Below are 14,443 nucleotides of genomic sequence, written 5' to 3'. Positions count from 1 at the left end.
AGTTAACATAATTCAAAAATTAACCGCTACGGATGATTTCGAGTGCGGTAACTTTTAGTGTTACTGATAATTTTCCTGGATGCGGTTTTGGAGGTCTTGAAGACGGTTGGATAAGCCTTCCGTCAATCTCGGTTCAATGGGGCTAACCCACTATGGAATAATGGCGAGTTGGAGGGCGTTATATCATCCAAGGAGTAGCACTTTCAATTTATAGTTATGTAGCCCGTAGGGCAGGGGAGATCAAGGAACGGGTAATTAATGAGACTCACGTTACTGTAATGAAAGAGCTCACATTAAGACCCGTTGTCCTTAGAGAGGGAGCATAACCGCCGTACAAATCATCAAGTTGATTTATCATGCATACAAGTGGGCTGTTGCCCGGCTTTTACGTGCCGGGGTTTGGAGCTGCCCTCCTTGTATAGATCATGGTGTCCTTTGTGACGTGGATTTCAAGAAGATGAGATTTTATATTCTAGCCCATGAACACAAAACTAGAAATAAAGCAGAAATCTCTGCTTTATTTCTAGTTTTGTGTTCATGCTCTTTATTGTTTATACTGGGGTTCCTGTTGGCCGATATATTGCTCTCTTCCTCTTAATTCATTTAGAGCTGAGTCAAATGTCTTAGCAAGTTGTTCAAAGCTCTTTTTGGCCTTCTGATCCTGAGTTTCGAGAGCAAACGTCTTCATGGTTGCAGCTGCGTTTTGGACAGTTGCTATTGCTTGTTGCATCTGTGTTCCAACAGTCATCATTTATCACCTCCTTTTAAGGAGTACTTGTTTAACCCTTCGGTCTGAAAATGAGTGCCCCCATGAAACCAAAAATGATTGCCGCAGATATCCCTGCACTCGTAATCTGAAAGATGCCGGTCAGGACTCCGATCGGCCCAGTGGCTTCAAATTCCTTTAATGCTCCTTTAACCAATGAATTTCCGAAACTGCTAATCGGCACGGTCGCTCCTGCACCGGCAAATTTAACAAGTGGATCGTAAAGACCTAATCCTCCCAAAATCGCTCCTGTAACAACTAAAGCACATGTAGTATGAGCAGGTGTTAATTTAAGACCATCTAATAACAATTGTCCGATGACACATATAGCTCCTCCAACCAAAAAGGCCCATAGAAATTTTTCCATTATGACAGCTCCTTATAGTTCGATACTTACCGCATGAGCAACCGATGGAATACTTTCTTTCTGCTGAAAAGACATGGGTGATAATAGGGCACCGGTTGCGATGATTAATATTTTTTTAAGTTCCCCTTTGCGCATTCGATTTAAGAAATGCCCAAACGTTGTCGTCGCTGCACAAGCACAACCACTTCCTCCTGCCAATACTACAGGTTGATCCTTACTATAGATCAAAATCCCGCAGTCTGTAAAAATCTCTTCAGGGATGTCCATTCCATGTTTCTTCAATAAGTCACCAGCGATTCTATGTCCTACCCTTCCTAAGTCACCTGTTGCAATGACGTCATAATAGGAAGGGTCTCTCTTTAAGTCCCTAAAATGAGCCTCAATAGTATCAACTGCAGCCGGAGCCATTGCTGCTCCCATATTGAAAGGGTCGGTAAGGCCCATATCGATGACTCGACCAATCGTAGCCGTTGTTACTTTCGGACCCTCTCCGTGATCTGTTACCATTGCGGCACCTGACCCCGTCACTGTCCATTGGGCTGTAGGGGGTTTTTGGGCACCGTATTCCGTTGGGTACCGGTATTGTTTTTCGGAGGCAGCATTATGACTGGATGAACAAACGAGAACGTTTTTAGCAAATTTGCTATCGACAAGTAGGGAAGCCAAAGCCAAACCCTCCATTGAAGTCGAACATGCACCATATAGACCAAGGAACGGAACGCCTAGTGTACGAGCGGCAAAACTGCTGGGAACTGTCTGGTTGATTAGGTCACCGGCCAATAGGAATTGAACATCTTCTTTTTTCATATTCGCCTTTTTGATCGCAGTCTCACAGGCTTGTTCCTGTAGTTTCTTTTCCGCTTTTTCAAAGCTATCCTGTCCTAACCAGATATCTTCATGGAGTAGATCAAAATCGGCGGCTAAAGGACCTTGAGCTTCGTGGGGTCCTCCCACCGCAGCAGAGGCAATAATGGTAGGTCTTGACTTGAAAACCCACGTTTGATGACCCTGAAGCATTTACATCACACCCAATGCTCTGAAAATTATGATGACTATTGAGACAACAAACGCAGAGAAAACACCATACACAATAACTGGACCTGCTAGTTTAAACATATTGCCACCGACTCCAAGAACATAACCTTCGCTTCGGTGTTCGATAGCAGCGGATGCGATTGTATTAGCAAAACCAGTGACTGGAATGATTGTACCCGCTCCGGCCCATTGGGCAATATGGTCAAAAACACCGAAACCGGTCAGTAAAACGGTAAGTATTATTAGAACAGCTACAGTGGGGTTTCCAGAACTTTCTTGGGAAAAATGAAAGTAGGTAACAAAGAACATCTGTATACCCTGACCGATTACGCTAATGAGGCCCCCTACCAAAAAGCCTTAAAACAATTTAAGACAATAGGTCTTTTTGGCTCCCTTGCTTGGGCGAATTCCTGGTATTCCAGTTGAGTAGGGGTGAGCTTTTTTTTCTTTTTGCTGGACATGTAACACCTCTTAATTCATTAATTCAGCAAGTAAGGACGCAATTTATCCAGAAGATTCTCGAGCTTTTGAGAGTCTCTTAGATACATGCCCTTGGCATTTTTATTGTCTGTTTGTAGTGAATACGATGAAAGATCTGCTTGAACCTTTTGAATACTTGCATAAAGTAATTCCTTAACCTTTGGCTGTGGAATTTCAACGGCATCATCAAAGAGGTCAAGGAATAAGTCCCCGGACGAGTCGACCTGAGCGAGAAATACATTTTCAAGCGCAACTCCCAATTTTTCAAGTTCCACATTAAGCCATTCCTGGTTTAGACCTAACGAGAACAGAGGTTCATTGAGGATATTTCCATCCATAATTACAGTTTGTGGTTCAGCCTGAGGGGCAACCTTTTGACTTAAATCGTGTGCAGTCACTGGTTTTTTATCAGATTTTAGGTAAGCATTAAGCTCACCGTTTGTTTCCATGACTGCAAATTCTACGTCAGTAAGATTAAAGATATTCTTTGATCGTAATTCTGCTAGAAGGTCCTCTCCGGTCATTCTGAGTTGTATAAGGTTTTCTTCCATGATCTTGCCATGCTTAATCAAGACGGTTTCTTTTCCATTGATCAACTCATGTATCACCTGACTCTTGATCGATAAATAATCTAGGGCTATGGGGAGGACAAGCCATGTCAGCAAAACTATAAACCCAGAAATGAGATTTACTAAGTTTAAAGACAGTAAAGTAGCGACAATGGCTAAAACAATATAGCCCATAAAATTAAAGGGTTTTACTCGGCTAATAGTTCTTTTGCCTATAAGTCTTGTTGATAACCAAACTAAAACAAATAGAGAAAGTGATCTAATAATGACAGCCAGCGGTTCGTGCATGGTTTCACACCCTTTTAATTACCTTTATACTGTGGCTCTTCAAATTCGAGAGTTTTAAGTCGATCTTCCAAATCATTAATAATGGTATCAGCAATTTCTAGAGAATTCGTGTAAACTGATTGAGTTTCATCATCCCTTGTTTGCGCTGTATACATATTTAACGTTCCACGAGCTCCTTTTAAAGTGGCTAGGGTTTGTTTTACCTGAGAAGCAACCGTCATATTATCAACCTCCAATTAGTCAACCTTATTATTACAATTACTTCCTTTTTGATACTTGTTTTTGATTTGGTAAGTAAAGGGAGATTGTCAATCAACAAAAGAGGCCCCCACCGTTTCCGATGAGGGCCAAATGAGTAGGACGAGAGTTTTATTGACAGTAATGTTGCCCAGGATTTTGTTAATTATACGGAAGTGAATAGACAAAACCTACCAGCTTACAGATTTACTACTTAGATATAATAAAATTAGAATGGTAGATGAGGCGATTCTTGAAGAAATACTGCCACCAACTTACAAGAAGTTATCTATCTACGTTACGTGCTCGATCTTGACTACTTTGTCGGCGGTTTGAACCTAATTGGGTGAGGTATTTCTAGTGTAAAGACTGTCGAACCTGAGTTCTTTGGTTGTAATTGAACGTTTAAGTGTAGTTTCATTTTCCTTCATGAGAGAGACTTAGGAATATATTACCTACATAAGAATAGGCGTTTTCTTTCATACTACTTTTATACACATAAAAGGAGGGTTTTAGATGACCGTTCAACAAGATATGCAGAAAGCGGTTGCTGCTGCTCAATCTGCGTTGGGGACCTATGCTACATTTTCAGAATCCACACAAGACCAATCCGCTAAACAGATGTTTAAGGACATGACGGTAGATATGCAAAAACATGTGGCGATGTTAAATAGCCGATTAGGGTATTTAACGCAAAATAACGACTTAAATCAAAAACCCCAAGCTTAAAACTACTTAGAATAGAAGAGCCCAACGTTAGAGACGCTTATCAAAAAATCAATAGTCTAAAGTTATCCATTTAGATACCAAAAGAGCAGTTCCTTCTTAGAGGGAACTGCCTTTTGGTTACACTTTATCAACTTAAACCACCAGAATTTCTAGTTTGGAATCTCCCAAAGCTGCATTTCAGCAGGAACGATGACGGGTTCCCCCACATAGCGGTAATATCATACCTCTCGCCAAGGGGTACTTAATTTATAAATCCGTATATTACTGGCCGATGATGCAAAGTCTATATTTATTGTTGTCAGCAAAGGATACAAGAATGCACAATCTTAAAATGTACATCTTAAAACAAGGGGAGGATTCTTATGAACAACCGGGAAGTTATAGAACAAACCCTGCTAAACTACGATGCCGCAAACGATGCTTTGCTAGCTGAATGGGATAATCTTGACCCAAGTTTCTTAGACATTGTCTTACAAAAACAGCAAAATCGCCTTGAACAGTTGGCCGAACGGATATACCACGAAGAACTGAATGAAGATGCTGAATCTGAAATTATTCAAAATACTTTAAGCCGCTATGATTGGGCTAATGAATATCTTTATGAACATTGGGAGACACTCCCGTTTACAGAACGATTATCCGTTATGCAAAAACAATGGAACCGTCTTCAAGAACTCCGTAACCGCACACAGGTAAACTATCAGTAACTACCACCATTGACAAGAAACAATGTTTAATCGCTAACCAATTATGGCAATGATTCAGGCAAGCGTTGCCCCACTACAACACACTCATTCGGGTTTTATTCAGCAAGCGGCAATACCGAATCAATTCAATAAATTGTTTTATGAATAAAAATGAGTTTCTTGACCTTTGAACCATATAAATATAACTATAGGAGCAGGGCGATTAAAATCGTTCTGCTCCTTCGATTTCCTTGTTTAAACCAATGTCACTGTAATCTTGCTACCTTCATATACTGAAGGTAGCTAATGGTTCACACATTTAAAGGGGGCATTTAAATGGTTTCGGTTCTCAATGGAGTTCGCCTAGCTGCTATAGGAGGGGATGATCGCGAACTCTATCTCATTCCTGAACTTATCAAACAGGGAGCGTACATAGTCGGGGTCGGCTTCGAAAAAGCATCTCCTATTCCTGGTATGGTATTGGCATCGTCTGCTTTAGAGGCGATTGGCCAAGTTGATGCCTTGCTTTTTCCGATGTTTGGCACCGACGAACGCGGGGGGGTGAAAGCGAAATATTCGGATTCTCCCATCGTCTTGAATAAAGAGGTACTTCAGGCAATACCAAGTCGTGTCCCTCTTTTTATTGGTTGGGCACGCCCGGCTTTGAAGTCTGCTGCAGAAATGATCGGAATTCGGATCATAGAAACCGCAAATCTTAATGAGGTTTGCATTCTTAACTCTATTCCTTCGGCAGAGGGGGCGATTCAAATGGCAATGGAAGCCACGACGATCACGATTCACGGAAGTAAAAGTTACGTTCTAGGATTAGGTCGTCTTGGTTGGACTATTGCGCGTATGTTGAAGGGTATGGGAGCTCATGTCACCGGAGTAGCGCGGAAACCCGCTGACTTGGCCCGAGCCGAGGAAATGGGAATTAGGGCAGTGCATTTTTCCGATCTGGAAGATGAGATTGGAAGTGCGGAAATCATATTTAACACTGTTCCTCATCGTATTCTTGACCAAGTGATGCTAGATTGCCTAAATCATGATGCGGTCATCATTGATTTAGCCTCTATTCCAGGAGGCACAGACTTTGAATACGCAGAAATGTTAGGTATCAAGGCACTCCTCGCCCCAGGACTTCCTGGTATTGTTGCCCCCAAAACGGCAGGTAAAATGCTTGCTAAAGTGTACCCACAACTTATTCTTCGCCAACTTATTACAAGTAAACTCCATGCATAATGGGCAATCTCCGCAAATAATGAACTTGGCCAATATGCTCGAATATCGGAACATTGTTGATTGCCAAAAACCAATAATTCATTTCCTATGGCCAAATAACCAATGTGGGTTGACCAAACTCTATAGTTGCATGGGCAAATCCCCTATGTAGTGTTTATTTTAGCATGTACAGGAAAACAACTTAAATCGATACTTGTAGATTATCGTTAATTCTTAACGATAAAGGATGCCCTGATTAAATCAGCAGGGCATCCTTTATATCATGTCAGTCAAATTGTTATAATTGTTGGCTAATTAAAATTGCCTTTTTATATGTCAATTGGAATTGTTCTATATTGTTTCATTGAGATAGTATTCGCTTTCATTTTTGAGGTTATAATATGCTTTGTTTCCCATCTTTTTGTTAAGCGCGGCGTTGTTAATTCTATAAAAATTGTTTCCAAGAGTCACCTCTTAACAATTACTTTAAATCAACCACACGTTATACCGCGGGGTTATATTTTTACATACAAATGCAGATAAAAGGAAGGAGAATGAGCAACATTGGTAACATTCAAAGAATTAGGATTAAGTGACCATGTCATTCGAGCGATTCTCAATATGGGTTTTGAAGAAGCGACTCCTATCCAAGAGCAGACTATTCCCACTGCAATGCAGGGAAGGGATCTAATCGGACAGGCCCAAACCGGAACTGGGAAAACAGCTGCTTACGGAATTCCCTTGGTGGAGAGAATTATGGAACAAGCAGAACAAATTCAAGGAATCGTACTGGCTCCCACTCGGGAATTAGCGGTCCAAGTGGCTGAGGAATTAAATAAGATTGGGCAGTTTAAACGGATTTACGCCTTGCCTATTTATGGCGGACAAGGGATCGATTGGCAGATCAGGGCCCTTAAAAAAAGGCCCCACATTATTGTGGCGACTCCAGGACGGTTGATGGATCACATGAGGAGGAAGACAATCCGCCTTAATGAAATTAAAATCGTAGTTTTGGATGAAGCCGATGAAATGCTTAACATGGGCTTTTTGGAAGATATCGAAACAATACTTAAGGAAATTCCAGAGGAACGCCAGACCTTGCTCTTTTCTGCCACCATGCCCCGGCAGATTCAAAATATAGCTTCGCGTTTTATGAAGGAGCCGGAGCTGATTAGTATCAAAGCAACGGGAGTAACGGTATCCGATACTGAGCAACATTATGTGGAAGTATCGGAAAAACTAAAATTCGAGGTGTTATCTCGTCTCTTAGATATCCAATCACCGGAATTGGCCATTGTTTTTAGTCGAACCAAGCGGCGGGTGGATGAACTTTCCGAGGCGTTGAGTAAGCGAGGCTATTCAGCCGAAGGAATTCACGGTGACTTGACCCAGAGCAAGAGAGACAGCGTCTTGAGACAGTTTAAAGAGGGAACGATCGAAGTTTTGGTCGCGACTGATGTGGCTGCTCGGGGACTGGATATTAGCGGAGTGACTCACGTTTTTAACTTTGATATCCCACAAGATCCGGAAAGTTATGTCCATCGTGTGGGCCGAACCGGTCGTGCAGGAAAATCCGGCTTAGCCATTACGTTAGTCACGCCGCGGGAGATAGGTATGCTAAGATTCATTGAGCAGGTTATTAAACGGAGGATCATACGTAAGCCTATTCCCACAATCACAGAGGCGGTGGAGGGTCAGCAACGCCTGACTATGACGGAGATCCTAAGAGTGATTGCAGAAGAAGATATTGAGAAATATAAAGGGGTAGTTGAAGAGTTACTGACAGAAAATGACTCGGTGACCCTTTTGTCCGCCGCGTTGAAAATTATAACGAAGGAACCTGAAGCCGTCGAAGTTCGTTTGACGGAAGCGGCACCAATTCGGGGGAGAAGCATGGGGAATGCAAGACCTCAGCAGAGGAATTATAACAGGGACGGTCATGGACAAAAGGTTGATACCTGGGCTAGAAGAGGTAAAGGAGATGTTCGTGGAGGCGGTGCCAGAGCTGCCCGCTCAAAGGGGTAGGGATAATAAGAGAAAGGGATAAGGGGGAATGTTCCCCCACCTGGCCCACATGGTCATGGTTTTAGCCGCAGCGGGAGTTCCGATTGCGATGCTAGGGGCTAATGGAGGATTTGTGCTTACAACAGTAGTACCAGCATTGTATTTCCGTTTCCAAGTATAAGGTGGTTAAATGATTGGTCATTATCCTTCAAATAATCCTTAAGGGAATCATGTACAGAACTGAAACAATCTGATTTAATCTAGTCAATATTAAAATTTTAAGGGGGTGCTGTTATGAACTATAAATGTCCGAAATGCAATATTGAGTATAGTAGCATAGCATGGGATACGGAAACACTGAAGGCTAAAGGTCAGAACAAGATAAATGATTTTAGTGATGATGATATTGAGTCTATCGAGATGCAAATACCGAACTACAGTTACATCTGTCCTGGGTGTGGGGCAGAATCAGTAATTGGTATCGCAGGTTTAACTTAATAATAACCAAATCGCTATGAAAAACAGGTGTACCATACGAAATTCTAATAAACCTATTAACCCATTATTACGAAATCGCCCCCGGCACCGCCGAGGGCTTTATTGATAGGTACATCTCTGACAGGGCTTAAAACTCAACCTTATGTTTTAGAATTTCTTCAATTCGTCTTTCTATTTTATCCAAATCAAGTTGGGCTTCTTTTCTAATACTTTTTCGAAGCATAGGACCTATCTGATGAATATCATCATAGATGTCATGTAAAAGTTCTAGGGCAGCTGTGGCTTCCATAACTTCTTTGGGGGTTTCCACTATATTGGCTAAAACCGCTGTTTCGGTCCGTGAAGCAATTAGGGGAATACCTATTTGTTCTACATACACGCGTGTTCTCCGTCCGGGACCTCGGTCTTCCTCGATTGGCTCCAACGCAATGATCTTATCGGAGCGTACGAATTTTCCATATCCCAAGGGAATAATGATATTTTCTCTAATTTCCAAGTTGCTCCAATCCCTTCCTAAATACCTTATCCGTAATTTCCCCGATACGTTGGTAATTATGCCAACCCGGAATCCCAATCCAGTTTAAGGAGTACAACTTGTATAAAGCAAAAGTTAACCTTTTGGTGAATACAAAATAGCCCTCCCCCACCTAAGCGAGAGAGGGCATACTCATATGTGCTGCAATTAATCCCAGCGTTCGCTTGACCTTAACTTGGATCTACTTCATCATAGACCGCTTTCACAACCTTAGTGTAATTGCCTTTGTTAACATCTTGGGTAGAGGCATTCTGGTCTAGATATTCATCGTTTCCAGGGTAGTTGGTTGCTTTAATTTGTTCTTTTGGGTTTGCTCACCGTTCTTTTTCATGGTATTCCTTCCTTAGGGGTTTGGAAGTATTCGATCCGTTCCGTCATTTGTTCAATAGACTTTTTTTGTTCGCTTTGCAAACGGTTTAGTTCCCGTAGTGTCGCCTAACATAAGCAATAAAGCTCTATCGTCATCTATCTCCACTGTTCTATCCCCTCCAGTAAACGTGCTACCGCCGATCCGAGTCGAGAAGCAGTAACTCGCTCAAAGTGACAAAACGATGGCTCTTCTGTGGTTCTTCCTTGAATTTGAGTACAAGCCCTTTTTATGGTATAATTAATGTAAAATTATACCGCTGAGGTAATCGAAAATGAATGAAAAAGATGCATTATTTCTAAGCAGTTTTTATCCTAAAGAAGTTAGAATAAATCAAGTTATAGAGAACAGTAGCGGTATCATTATCTTGCTTAAATCTATAACTCATAGCCATGCTTGCCCTAAATGCGGACAGACAACAAAATCTTACCACAGCACGTATAGTCGTAGAATTCAAGATCTACCGATCTTAGGGAAATCGGTATACCTAAATATTACAGCGTATCGATATCATTGTGAAAATACATCCTGTGACCAAAAAGTTTTCGCGGAAGAGCTTTGTGGCTTTACCGGAAAATACCGTAGAATGACTTCTCGCTTGGAAGACTTTATCATCACGCTTGCACTCAATACAAGCTGTGAAGGGACAGCCCGCATTTGCAAACAGATGAGTATTAATATAAGTGGTGATACTGTTATTAAGATCTTGTTACGCAATGCCGAATCAATCGATCCAGAATGCGGTGAGTTCATAGGTGTCGATGATTGGGCTTATAAAAAAGGACATACTTACGGAACACTCATATGCGACGGTGCTTCTCATAAACCAATTGCTCTCTTAGATGGTCGTGACGGAAGTGCCTTAAAAGAATGGCTAAAAAACAACCAACACATAAAAATAGTAACGAGAGATAGGGCCAGTAGTTATGCAAAAGCCATCGTGGAAGCACTGCCGCAGGCGATGCAGATTGCCGATAGATTCCACCTTCATCAAAATCTATTAAAAGCAATCAAAGACGCTCTGGGACGAGAAGTTCCAGCAAAGATAATGATTTCTTCAGCAGACTCAGATCCCATTTTATCCGAATCACCGACGATGAATGAGCCTGATTCAAAAAAAAACGAGTTAACCGATGATGAGAAACACCGAAGAGAAACGGTTATTCAGATTCAATCGTACTTGTCGCAAGGTTATACAAGTAAAGCCATTTGCGATATGATGAACACTACTTATAGGCAAATTAGGAAGCTCTCAAAAGGTGATCCAGATAATCTATGCCGCAGAAATAATTCATCTTCACGTACATCCGAACTTGATCAATATAAATCCATCATTATGGAACAATTATCCTTAAAGGCAGAAATCAAAGGTATTCACAAATTACTCGTTGAGAGAGGACATACCGGAAAACTCACTAACTTATATGATTATTGCAAAAAACTCGTAGAGAAAAATGGTATTGATCACTATATACACACTAATATTCTTGGTGTCAAACTTAAAAAAGACAAACCTAAAGGCCATTTCATAGAGCGGAACCGAATATTAAAATATCTTTGGTCTAACTTTGATATTTCACCGCCAGATATTTCTTTCATTTTGGAGAAATATCCTTTCTTAAGAGAAATGCAGGATTGTATTTCAGACTTTCGAAATATCTATGTCAACAAAAGTGTCACACGCTTAGAATTGTTTGTAGAAAAATATCTCAAAAGCATTAATAAAAATTTAAAATCATTTGCGAATGGTATTGTTAGAGATTTTGAAGCTGTAAAAAATTCGATTATCAGTCAATATAGTAATGGTTTTCTTGAAGGTAATAACAATCGGCTGAAAATGATCAAACGTACTATGTATGGAAGAGCTAGTTTGGATCTTCTCAGGGCTAAAATTATATATTAGCTTTTTATTTTACCTCTTCATACTCAAATATGCGGAAGAACCTCTTCTGTTGTTTCTGAATGTTATATTGATTTATATGAAAATTATTTTAGTTTTACTACAGGTCTGGGTGTTCTACGCGAACTGGAAATAGTAACCAAGGGTGATAACAAAACACCTCTATTCCTCCTCCGTGATGATTAACTCTTAACTTTATAATATGAGTTTGCAAGCTATCGGTCCCCGGTTTGTAAGATTATAAAGACCTGATTTATCTACTAAACTTTAAATTATTTTCCAAATAAGATTTTAAATTTCTTGTAGATAGTTAGCTTAAAAGGGACTGCTGTGAAGAATACTAATAAAGTTTCAAATACTTTTTACCCTATAAAGTAGTCCGTAAAGAAAGAGGAGATGAAACTTGAAGAAGATTTTATTTTTGCCGTTCTTAACCGTACCTACAGGGCATCACTCGGTGGCCAATGCCTTAATTAGCTCTCTTGAAAAACGGATTCAAGGAGAATTTGCGAGTATTGACTTCCTGAGCTATTTTAGCCCACGACTGGAAAGAGCCGTTACGAACCTCTATTTAAACTGGATTAGTTACTCTCCAGCAACTTACAATTGGGCTTATGATTACTTCGCTTACCCGTCAAGTAGTACAAAATATAGGCAAGTGTATGAAAGTTTGTTCCTAACAAAGATGCAACGGCTGCTGTCAGAAAAGCAGCCTGATCTAATAGTTTGTACCCAATCTTATCCATCTCTTTTGATTTCGTGTCTGAAAGTTCAAGGGAAAATTAAGACCCCTGTCATTAACGTTTATACCGATTTTTTTATCAATAACATTTGGGGACGTAGGGGAATCGATTACCATTTTGTTGCGGATGTTCCGTTAAAAAACGAGTTAGTACAAAAATATGGAGTACCCAAACACCAGGTATTTATAACCGGTATTCCGGTTGATGAGTGGTTAGTTCCCACGGCACGCCAGCAGAAATTATTCCCGCCTTACCATATCCTGATAGCAGGTGGAAATAACGGGTTAGGAGATATGACCGAGCTTTTACAAGCCTTGAAAAATCCCCCGGATTTTTATTGCACTGTTCTCTGTGGTAATAATAAAAGGCTCTTTACAGAGATCATATCCTGGCAGATTAAAAACATTTATCCTCTCTCTTATATTTCATCGAAGAGAGAAATGGCTCTCTTATATGACCAAGTCGATGCAATTGTGACTAAACCTGGTGGTGTAACAATAAGCGAAGCCCTTTGGAAGAGGATACCTATTTTTGTCTATTCCGCTCTACCTGGGCAAGAACAATTTAACCAGCAATACCTTACTACTCAAGGCTTAGTTTATCCCATAACTCAGGAACGCCCTGTACGAGAACAATTGCTTAGTATTTTAAGTGACAAATTTATACAGGCAAACTGGCGGAAACGGGTCGATAGTTACTTCGATAGGCTAGAAAGAAGTGCTTGGGAAAAAATCGTGGAGATTTCAGATCAAAATCAGGTAGAAGTCGCATCACATTAAAAGGAGGAGATCTTATTGCCAGACTTTATTTCCGTTGGATTACATCTCATCCTAAAACATCGCTACATACTGTTTAGTATTGCTCTATTCCTGGGGATTGTGGGTTATTTATTCTGGAAGAAAATATTCTAGATTTTCCCATTCAATATTGGCAATGCCCCATGTTAAGAAAGAAAATGTTGGTAGGTAGATAAGTTTACCTAAACAGTTCATATGTCCGATTAGAATAAATAGTGTCCCGGAAAGCTTCTGGGACTAAGTTCAAGGCAATTGGAGGCTGTTCCGCCAGCCTATCCAATAACCGGTACTAATGGCGATCATGCGAAATAGAAACACCGCAAAGGGCAACGGGCTAGGGAGATGATCCAATGAGTTCGGAATTAATGCTAAAATGGATCTTTTTTTGTATCGGTTTTTTCTTTGGGAATCCTGACTTCCAAGATGCCGTTCTTGTAAGTGGCTTTTGGTCCACATGAAAAAAGCAAAACAGGGTATATTATGGCTTGAACTGGTAGGAGGTCATAGGGATGCAAGGAACTGTTAAAATGATGCTATTTTCGATAAATTTTTTTATAATATTGTGGTTGGCAACTAATAACTTTTTAGCCAACTCAAATGACGGCATGTCAGTTAGAAGGCCCGAACAGTCTATAATTGAGTCGGTTCCAGCTTCTGGAATTCAACCCGGAGACATCCTTTTAATAAGTGGTAATACTTTGGTGGATAAAATAATTAAGTTAGTGACAAGAAGCCCTTATAGCCATGTTGTAGGTGTGGTTAACCCCAATCAAGTAGTAGAAATTCTTCCTTTGTCAACAGTAAGGTTAAAAAAAATACAGGATTATACTGGACGTGCTGACGTGTTCACTTGTGAACGATTATCCAACGATGACCGAAGAAAGATTATTAGCTTTGTGACGGGGAAGATCGGGTCCTCATACGACTACTACTTGATAATCTGGGAAGCCTCACGCTACTTGTTTAACTGGGTATGGCCCTACGACAACAAGGATAGTAGCCTTTGCTCAACACTTTGGTCAGAAGCCTACCGCAAGGCCGGAATTGATTTATGTCCTGACATTAAGTTTCCTGTACCGGGGGATCTTGCAAAGTCAAGATATTTACATAAAGTCGAATTTGATAAAACTATCAAACATTAATAAATAACATCTTTAATGAAAAAAGATATCGGAACAAACCGAAAAAGGTTAGAATTGGCAATTAAAATTTCAGTGTATA

At 40.5% G+C, this 14,443-nt stretch carries 15 protein-coding genes and 1 pseudogene; 9 read left to right on the top strand and 7 right to left on the bottom strand.

The annotated features are described in order from the left end of the window. Positions 1-544: 544 nt before the first annotated feature. The 6 genes and pseudogenes from UF75_RS20160 to UF75_RS20135 form a co-directional block, all read right to left on the bottom strand. Entirely contained in the window at positions 545-748 is a 204-nt protein-coding gene (locus tag UF75_RS20160; protein WP_045576353.1) for a DUF1657 domain-containing protein, read from the bottom strand. Positions 749-779: 31 nt separating this feature from the next. Then, on the bottom strand, positions 780-1,133 hold the full coding sequence (gene spoVAE / locus UF75_RS20155; RefSeq protein WP_045576351.1) for a stage V sporulation protein AE: 354 nt from the start codon (positions 1,131-1,133) through the stop codon (positions 780-782). A 12-nt stretch (positions 1,134-1,145) separates the two neighbouring features. Further along, the gene (gene spoVAD, locus UF75_RS20150) at positions 1,146-2,150 is read right to left on the bottom strand and encodes a stage V sporulation protein AD (RefSeq protein ID WP_045576350.1); all 1,005 of its coding nucleotides are present in this window, start codon (positions 2,148-2,150) and stop codon (positions 1,146-1,148) included. Beyond that, positions 2,151-2,629, bottom strand: a pseudogene (gene spoVAC / locus UF75_RS20145) (stage V sporulation protein AC). It lies immediately after the preceding gene. An 18-nt stretch (positions 2,630-2,647) separates the two neighbouring features. Beyond that, positions 2,648-3,505 (bottom strand): DUF421 domain-containing protein, encoded by an 858-nt coding sequence (locus UF75_RS20140; protein WP_045576349.1) that lies wholly within the window; start codon positions 3,503-3,505, stop codon positions 2,648-2,650. Between the two features lie 14 nt (positions 3,506-3,519). Further along, positions 3,520-3,726: a DUF1657 domain-containing protein gene (locus tag UF75_RS20135; RefSeq protein ID WP_045576348.1), complete on the bottom strand. Its 207-nt coding sequence runs from the start codon at positions 3,724-3,726 to the stop codon at positions 3,520-3,522. A 532-nt stretch (positions 3,727-4,258) separates the two neighbouring features. Between UF75_RS20135 and UF75_RS20130 the strand changes: the two genes are divergently transcribed. The 6 genes from UF75_RS20130 (at position 4,259) to UF75_RS20110 (ending at position 8,880) form a co-directional block, all read left to right on the top strand. Next, positions 4,259-4,471 carry a DUF1657 domain-containing protein gene (locus UF75_RS20130; RefSeq protein ID WP_045576347.1) on the top strand — a complete coding sequence of 71 codons (213 nt, stop codon included), beginning with the start codon at positions 4,259-4,261 and terminating at the stop codon, positions 4,469-4,471. 362 nt (positions 4,472-4,833) lie between these two features. Beyond that, positions 4,834-5,178 carry a hypothetical protein gene (locus UF75_RS20125; protein WP_045576346.1) on the top strand — a complete coding sequence of 115 codons (345 nt, stop codon included), beginning with the start codon at positions 4,834-4,836 and terminating at the stop codon, positions 5,176-5,178. Positions 5,179-5,493: 315 nt separating this feature from the next. Then, a complete protein-coding gene (gene dpsA / locus UF75_RS20120; protein ID WP_045576345.1) occupies positions 5,494-6,399 on the top strand; it encodes a dipicolinate synthase subunit DpsA in 906 nt (301 codons plus the stop codon). Positions 6,400-6,942: 543 nt separating this feature from the next. Beyond that, positions 6,943-8,403: a DEAD/DEAH box helicase gene (locus UF75_RS20115; protein ID WP_045576344.1), complete on the top strand. Its 1,461-nt coding sequence runs from the start codon at positions 6,943-6,945 to the stop codon at positions 8,401-8,403. A 28-nt stretch (positions 8,404-8,431) separates the two neighbouring features. Further along, the gene (locus tag UF75_RS30870) at positions 8,432-8,563 is read left to right on the top strand and encodes a hypothetical protein (protein ID WP_282433838.1); all 132 of its coding nucleotides are present in this window, start codon (positions 8,432-8,434) and stop codon (positions 8,561-8,563) included. A gap of 113 nt (positions 8,564-8,676) precedes the next feature. Continuing rightward, positions 8,677-8,880: a hypothetical protein gene (locus tag UF75_RS20110; RefSeq protein WP_045576343.1), complete on the top strand. Its 204-nt coding sequence runs from the start codon at positions 8,677-8,679 to the stop codon at positions 8,878-8,880. Positions 8,881-9,007: 127 nt separating this feature from the next. Here UF75_RS20110 and UF75_RS20105 read toward each other — a convergent pair whose 3' ends face one another. Then, positions 9,008-9,376 (bottom strand): hypothetical protein, encoded by a 369-nt coding sequence (locus UF75_RS20105; RefSeq protein WP_045576342.1) that lies wholly within the window; start codon positions 9,374-9,376, stop codon positions 9,008-9,010. Between the two features lie 680 nt (positions 9,377-10,056). On the opposite strand from UF75_RS20105, the gene UF75_RS27555 reads away from it, so the two are divergent. The 3 genes from UF75_RS27555 to UF75_RS20090 all read left to right on the top strand — a co-directional run bounded on the left by UF75_RS27555 (position 10,057) and on the right by UF75_RS20090 (position 14,364). Then, on the top strand, positions 10,057-11,685 hold the full coding sequence (locus UF75_RS27555) for an ISL3 family transposase (protein ID WP_082075257.1): 1,629 nt from the start codon (positions 10,057-10,059) through the stop codon (positions 11,683-11,685). A gap of 400 nt (positions 11,686-12,085) precedes the next feature. Continuing rightward, a complete protein-coding gene (locus tag UF75_RS20095; RefSeq protein WP_045576341.1) occupies positions 12,086-13,204 on the top strand; it encodes a hypothetical protein in 1,119 nt (372 codons plus the stop codon). 527 nt (positions 13,205-13,731) lie between these two features. After that, positions 13,732-14,364, top strand: a complete 633-nt coding sequence (locus UF75_RS20090; RefSeq protein ID WP_045576340.1) for a hypothetical protein — start codon at positions 13,732-13,734, stop codon at positions 14,362-14,364. The last annotated feature ends 79 nt before the right edge of the window (positions 14,365-14,443 follow it).

Origin of the sequence: Desulfosporosinus sp. I2 (assembly GCF_000960765.1) — a bacterium.
Taxonomy (GTDB): Bacteria; Bacillota; Desulfitobacteriia; order Desulfitobacteriales; family Desulfitobacteriaceae; genus Desulfosporosinus.
The sequence above is the reverse complement of the archived record's forward strand: the minus strand, read 5'-3'. Positions and strand labels throughout refer to the sequence as shown.

Excerpts from the sequence above, each read along its gene's own strand:
- UF75_RS20160 (WP_045576353.1), bottom strand. The coding sequence starts at position 748 with ATGACTGTTGGAACACAGATGCAACAAGCAATAGCAACTGTCCAAAAC.
- spoVAE (WP_045576351.1), bottom strand. The coding sequence starts at position 1,133 with ATGGAAAAATTTCTATGGGCCTTTTTGGTTGGAGGAGCTATATGTGTC.
- spoVAD (WP_045576350.1), bottom strand. The coding sequence starts at position 2,150 with ATGCTTCAGGGTCATCAAACGTGGGTTTTCAAGTCAAGACCTACCATT.
- UF75_RS20140 (WP_045576349.1), bottom strand. The coding sequence starts at position 3,505 with ATGCACGAACCGCTGGCTGTCATTATTAGATCACTTTCTCTATTTGTT.
- UF75_RS20135 (WP_045576348.1), bottom strand. The coding sequence starts at position 3,726 with ATGACGGTTGCTTCTCAGGTAAAACAAACCCTAGCCACTTTAAAAGGA.
- UF75_RS20130 (WP_045576347.1), top strand. The coding sequence starts at position 4,259 with ATGACCGTTCAACAAGATATGCAGAAAGCGGTTGCTGCTGCTCAATCT.
- UF75_RS20125 (WP_045576346.1), top strand. The coding sequence starts at position 4,834 with ATGAACAACCGGGAAGTTATAGAACAAACCCTGCTAAACTACGATGCC.
- dpsA (WP_045576345.1), top strand. The coding sequence starts at position 5,494 with ATGGTTTCGGTTCTCAATGGAGTTCGCCTAGCTGCTATAGGAGGGGAT.
- UF75_RS30870 (WP_282433838.1), top strand. The coding sequence starts at position 8,432 with ATGTTCCCCCACCTGGCCCACATGGTCATGGTTTTAGCCGCAGCGGGA.
- UF75_RS20110 (WP_045576343.1), top strand. The coding sequence starts at position 8,677 with ATGAACTATAAATGTCCGAAATGCAATATTGAGTATAGTAGCATAGCA.
- UF75_RS27555 (WP_082075257.1), top strand. The coding sequence starts at position 10,057 with ATGAATGAAAAAGATGCATTATTTCTAAGCAGTTTTTATCCTAAAGAA.
- UF75_RS20090 (WP_045576340.1), top strand. The coding sequence starts at position 13,732 with ATGCAAGGAACTGTTAAAATGATGCTATTTTCGATAAATTTTTTTATA.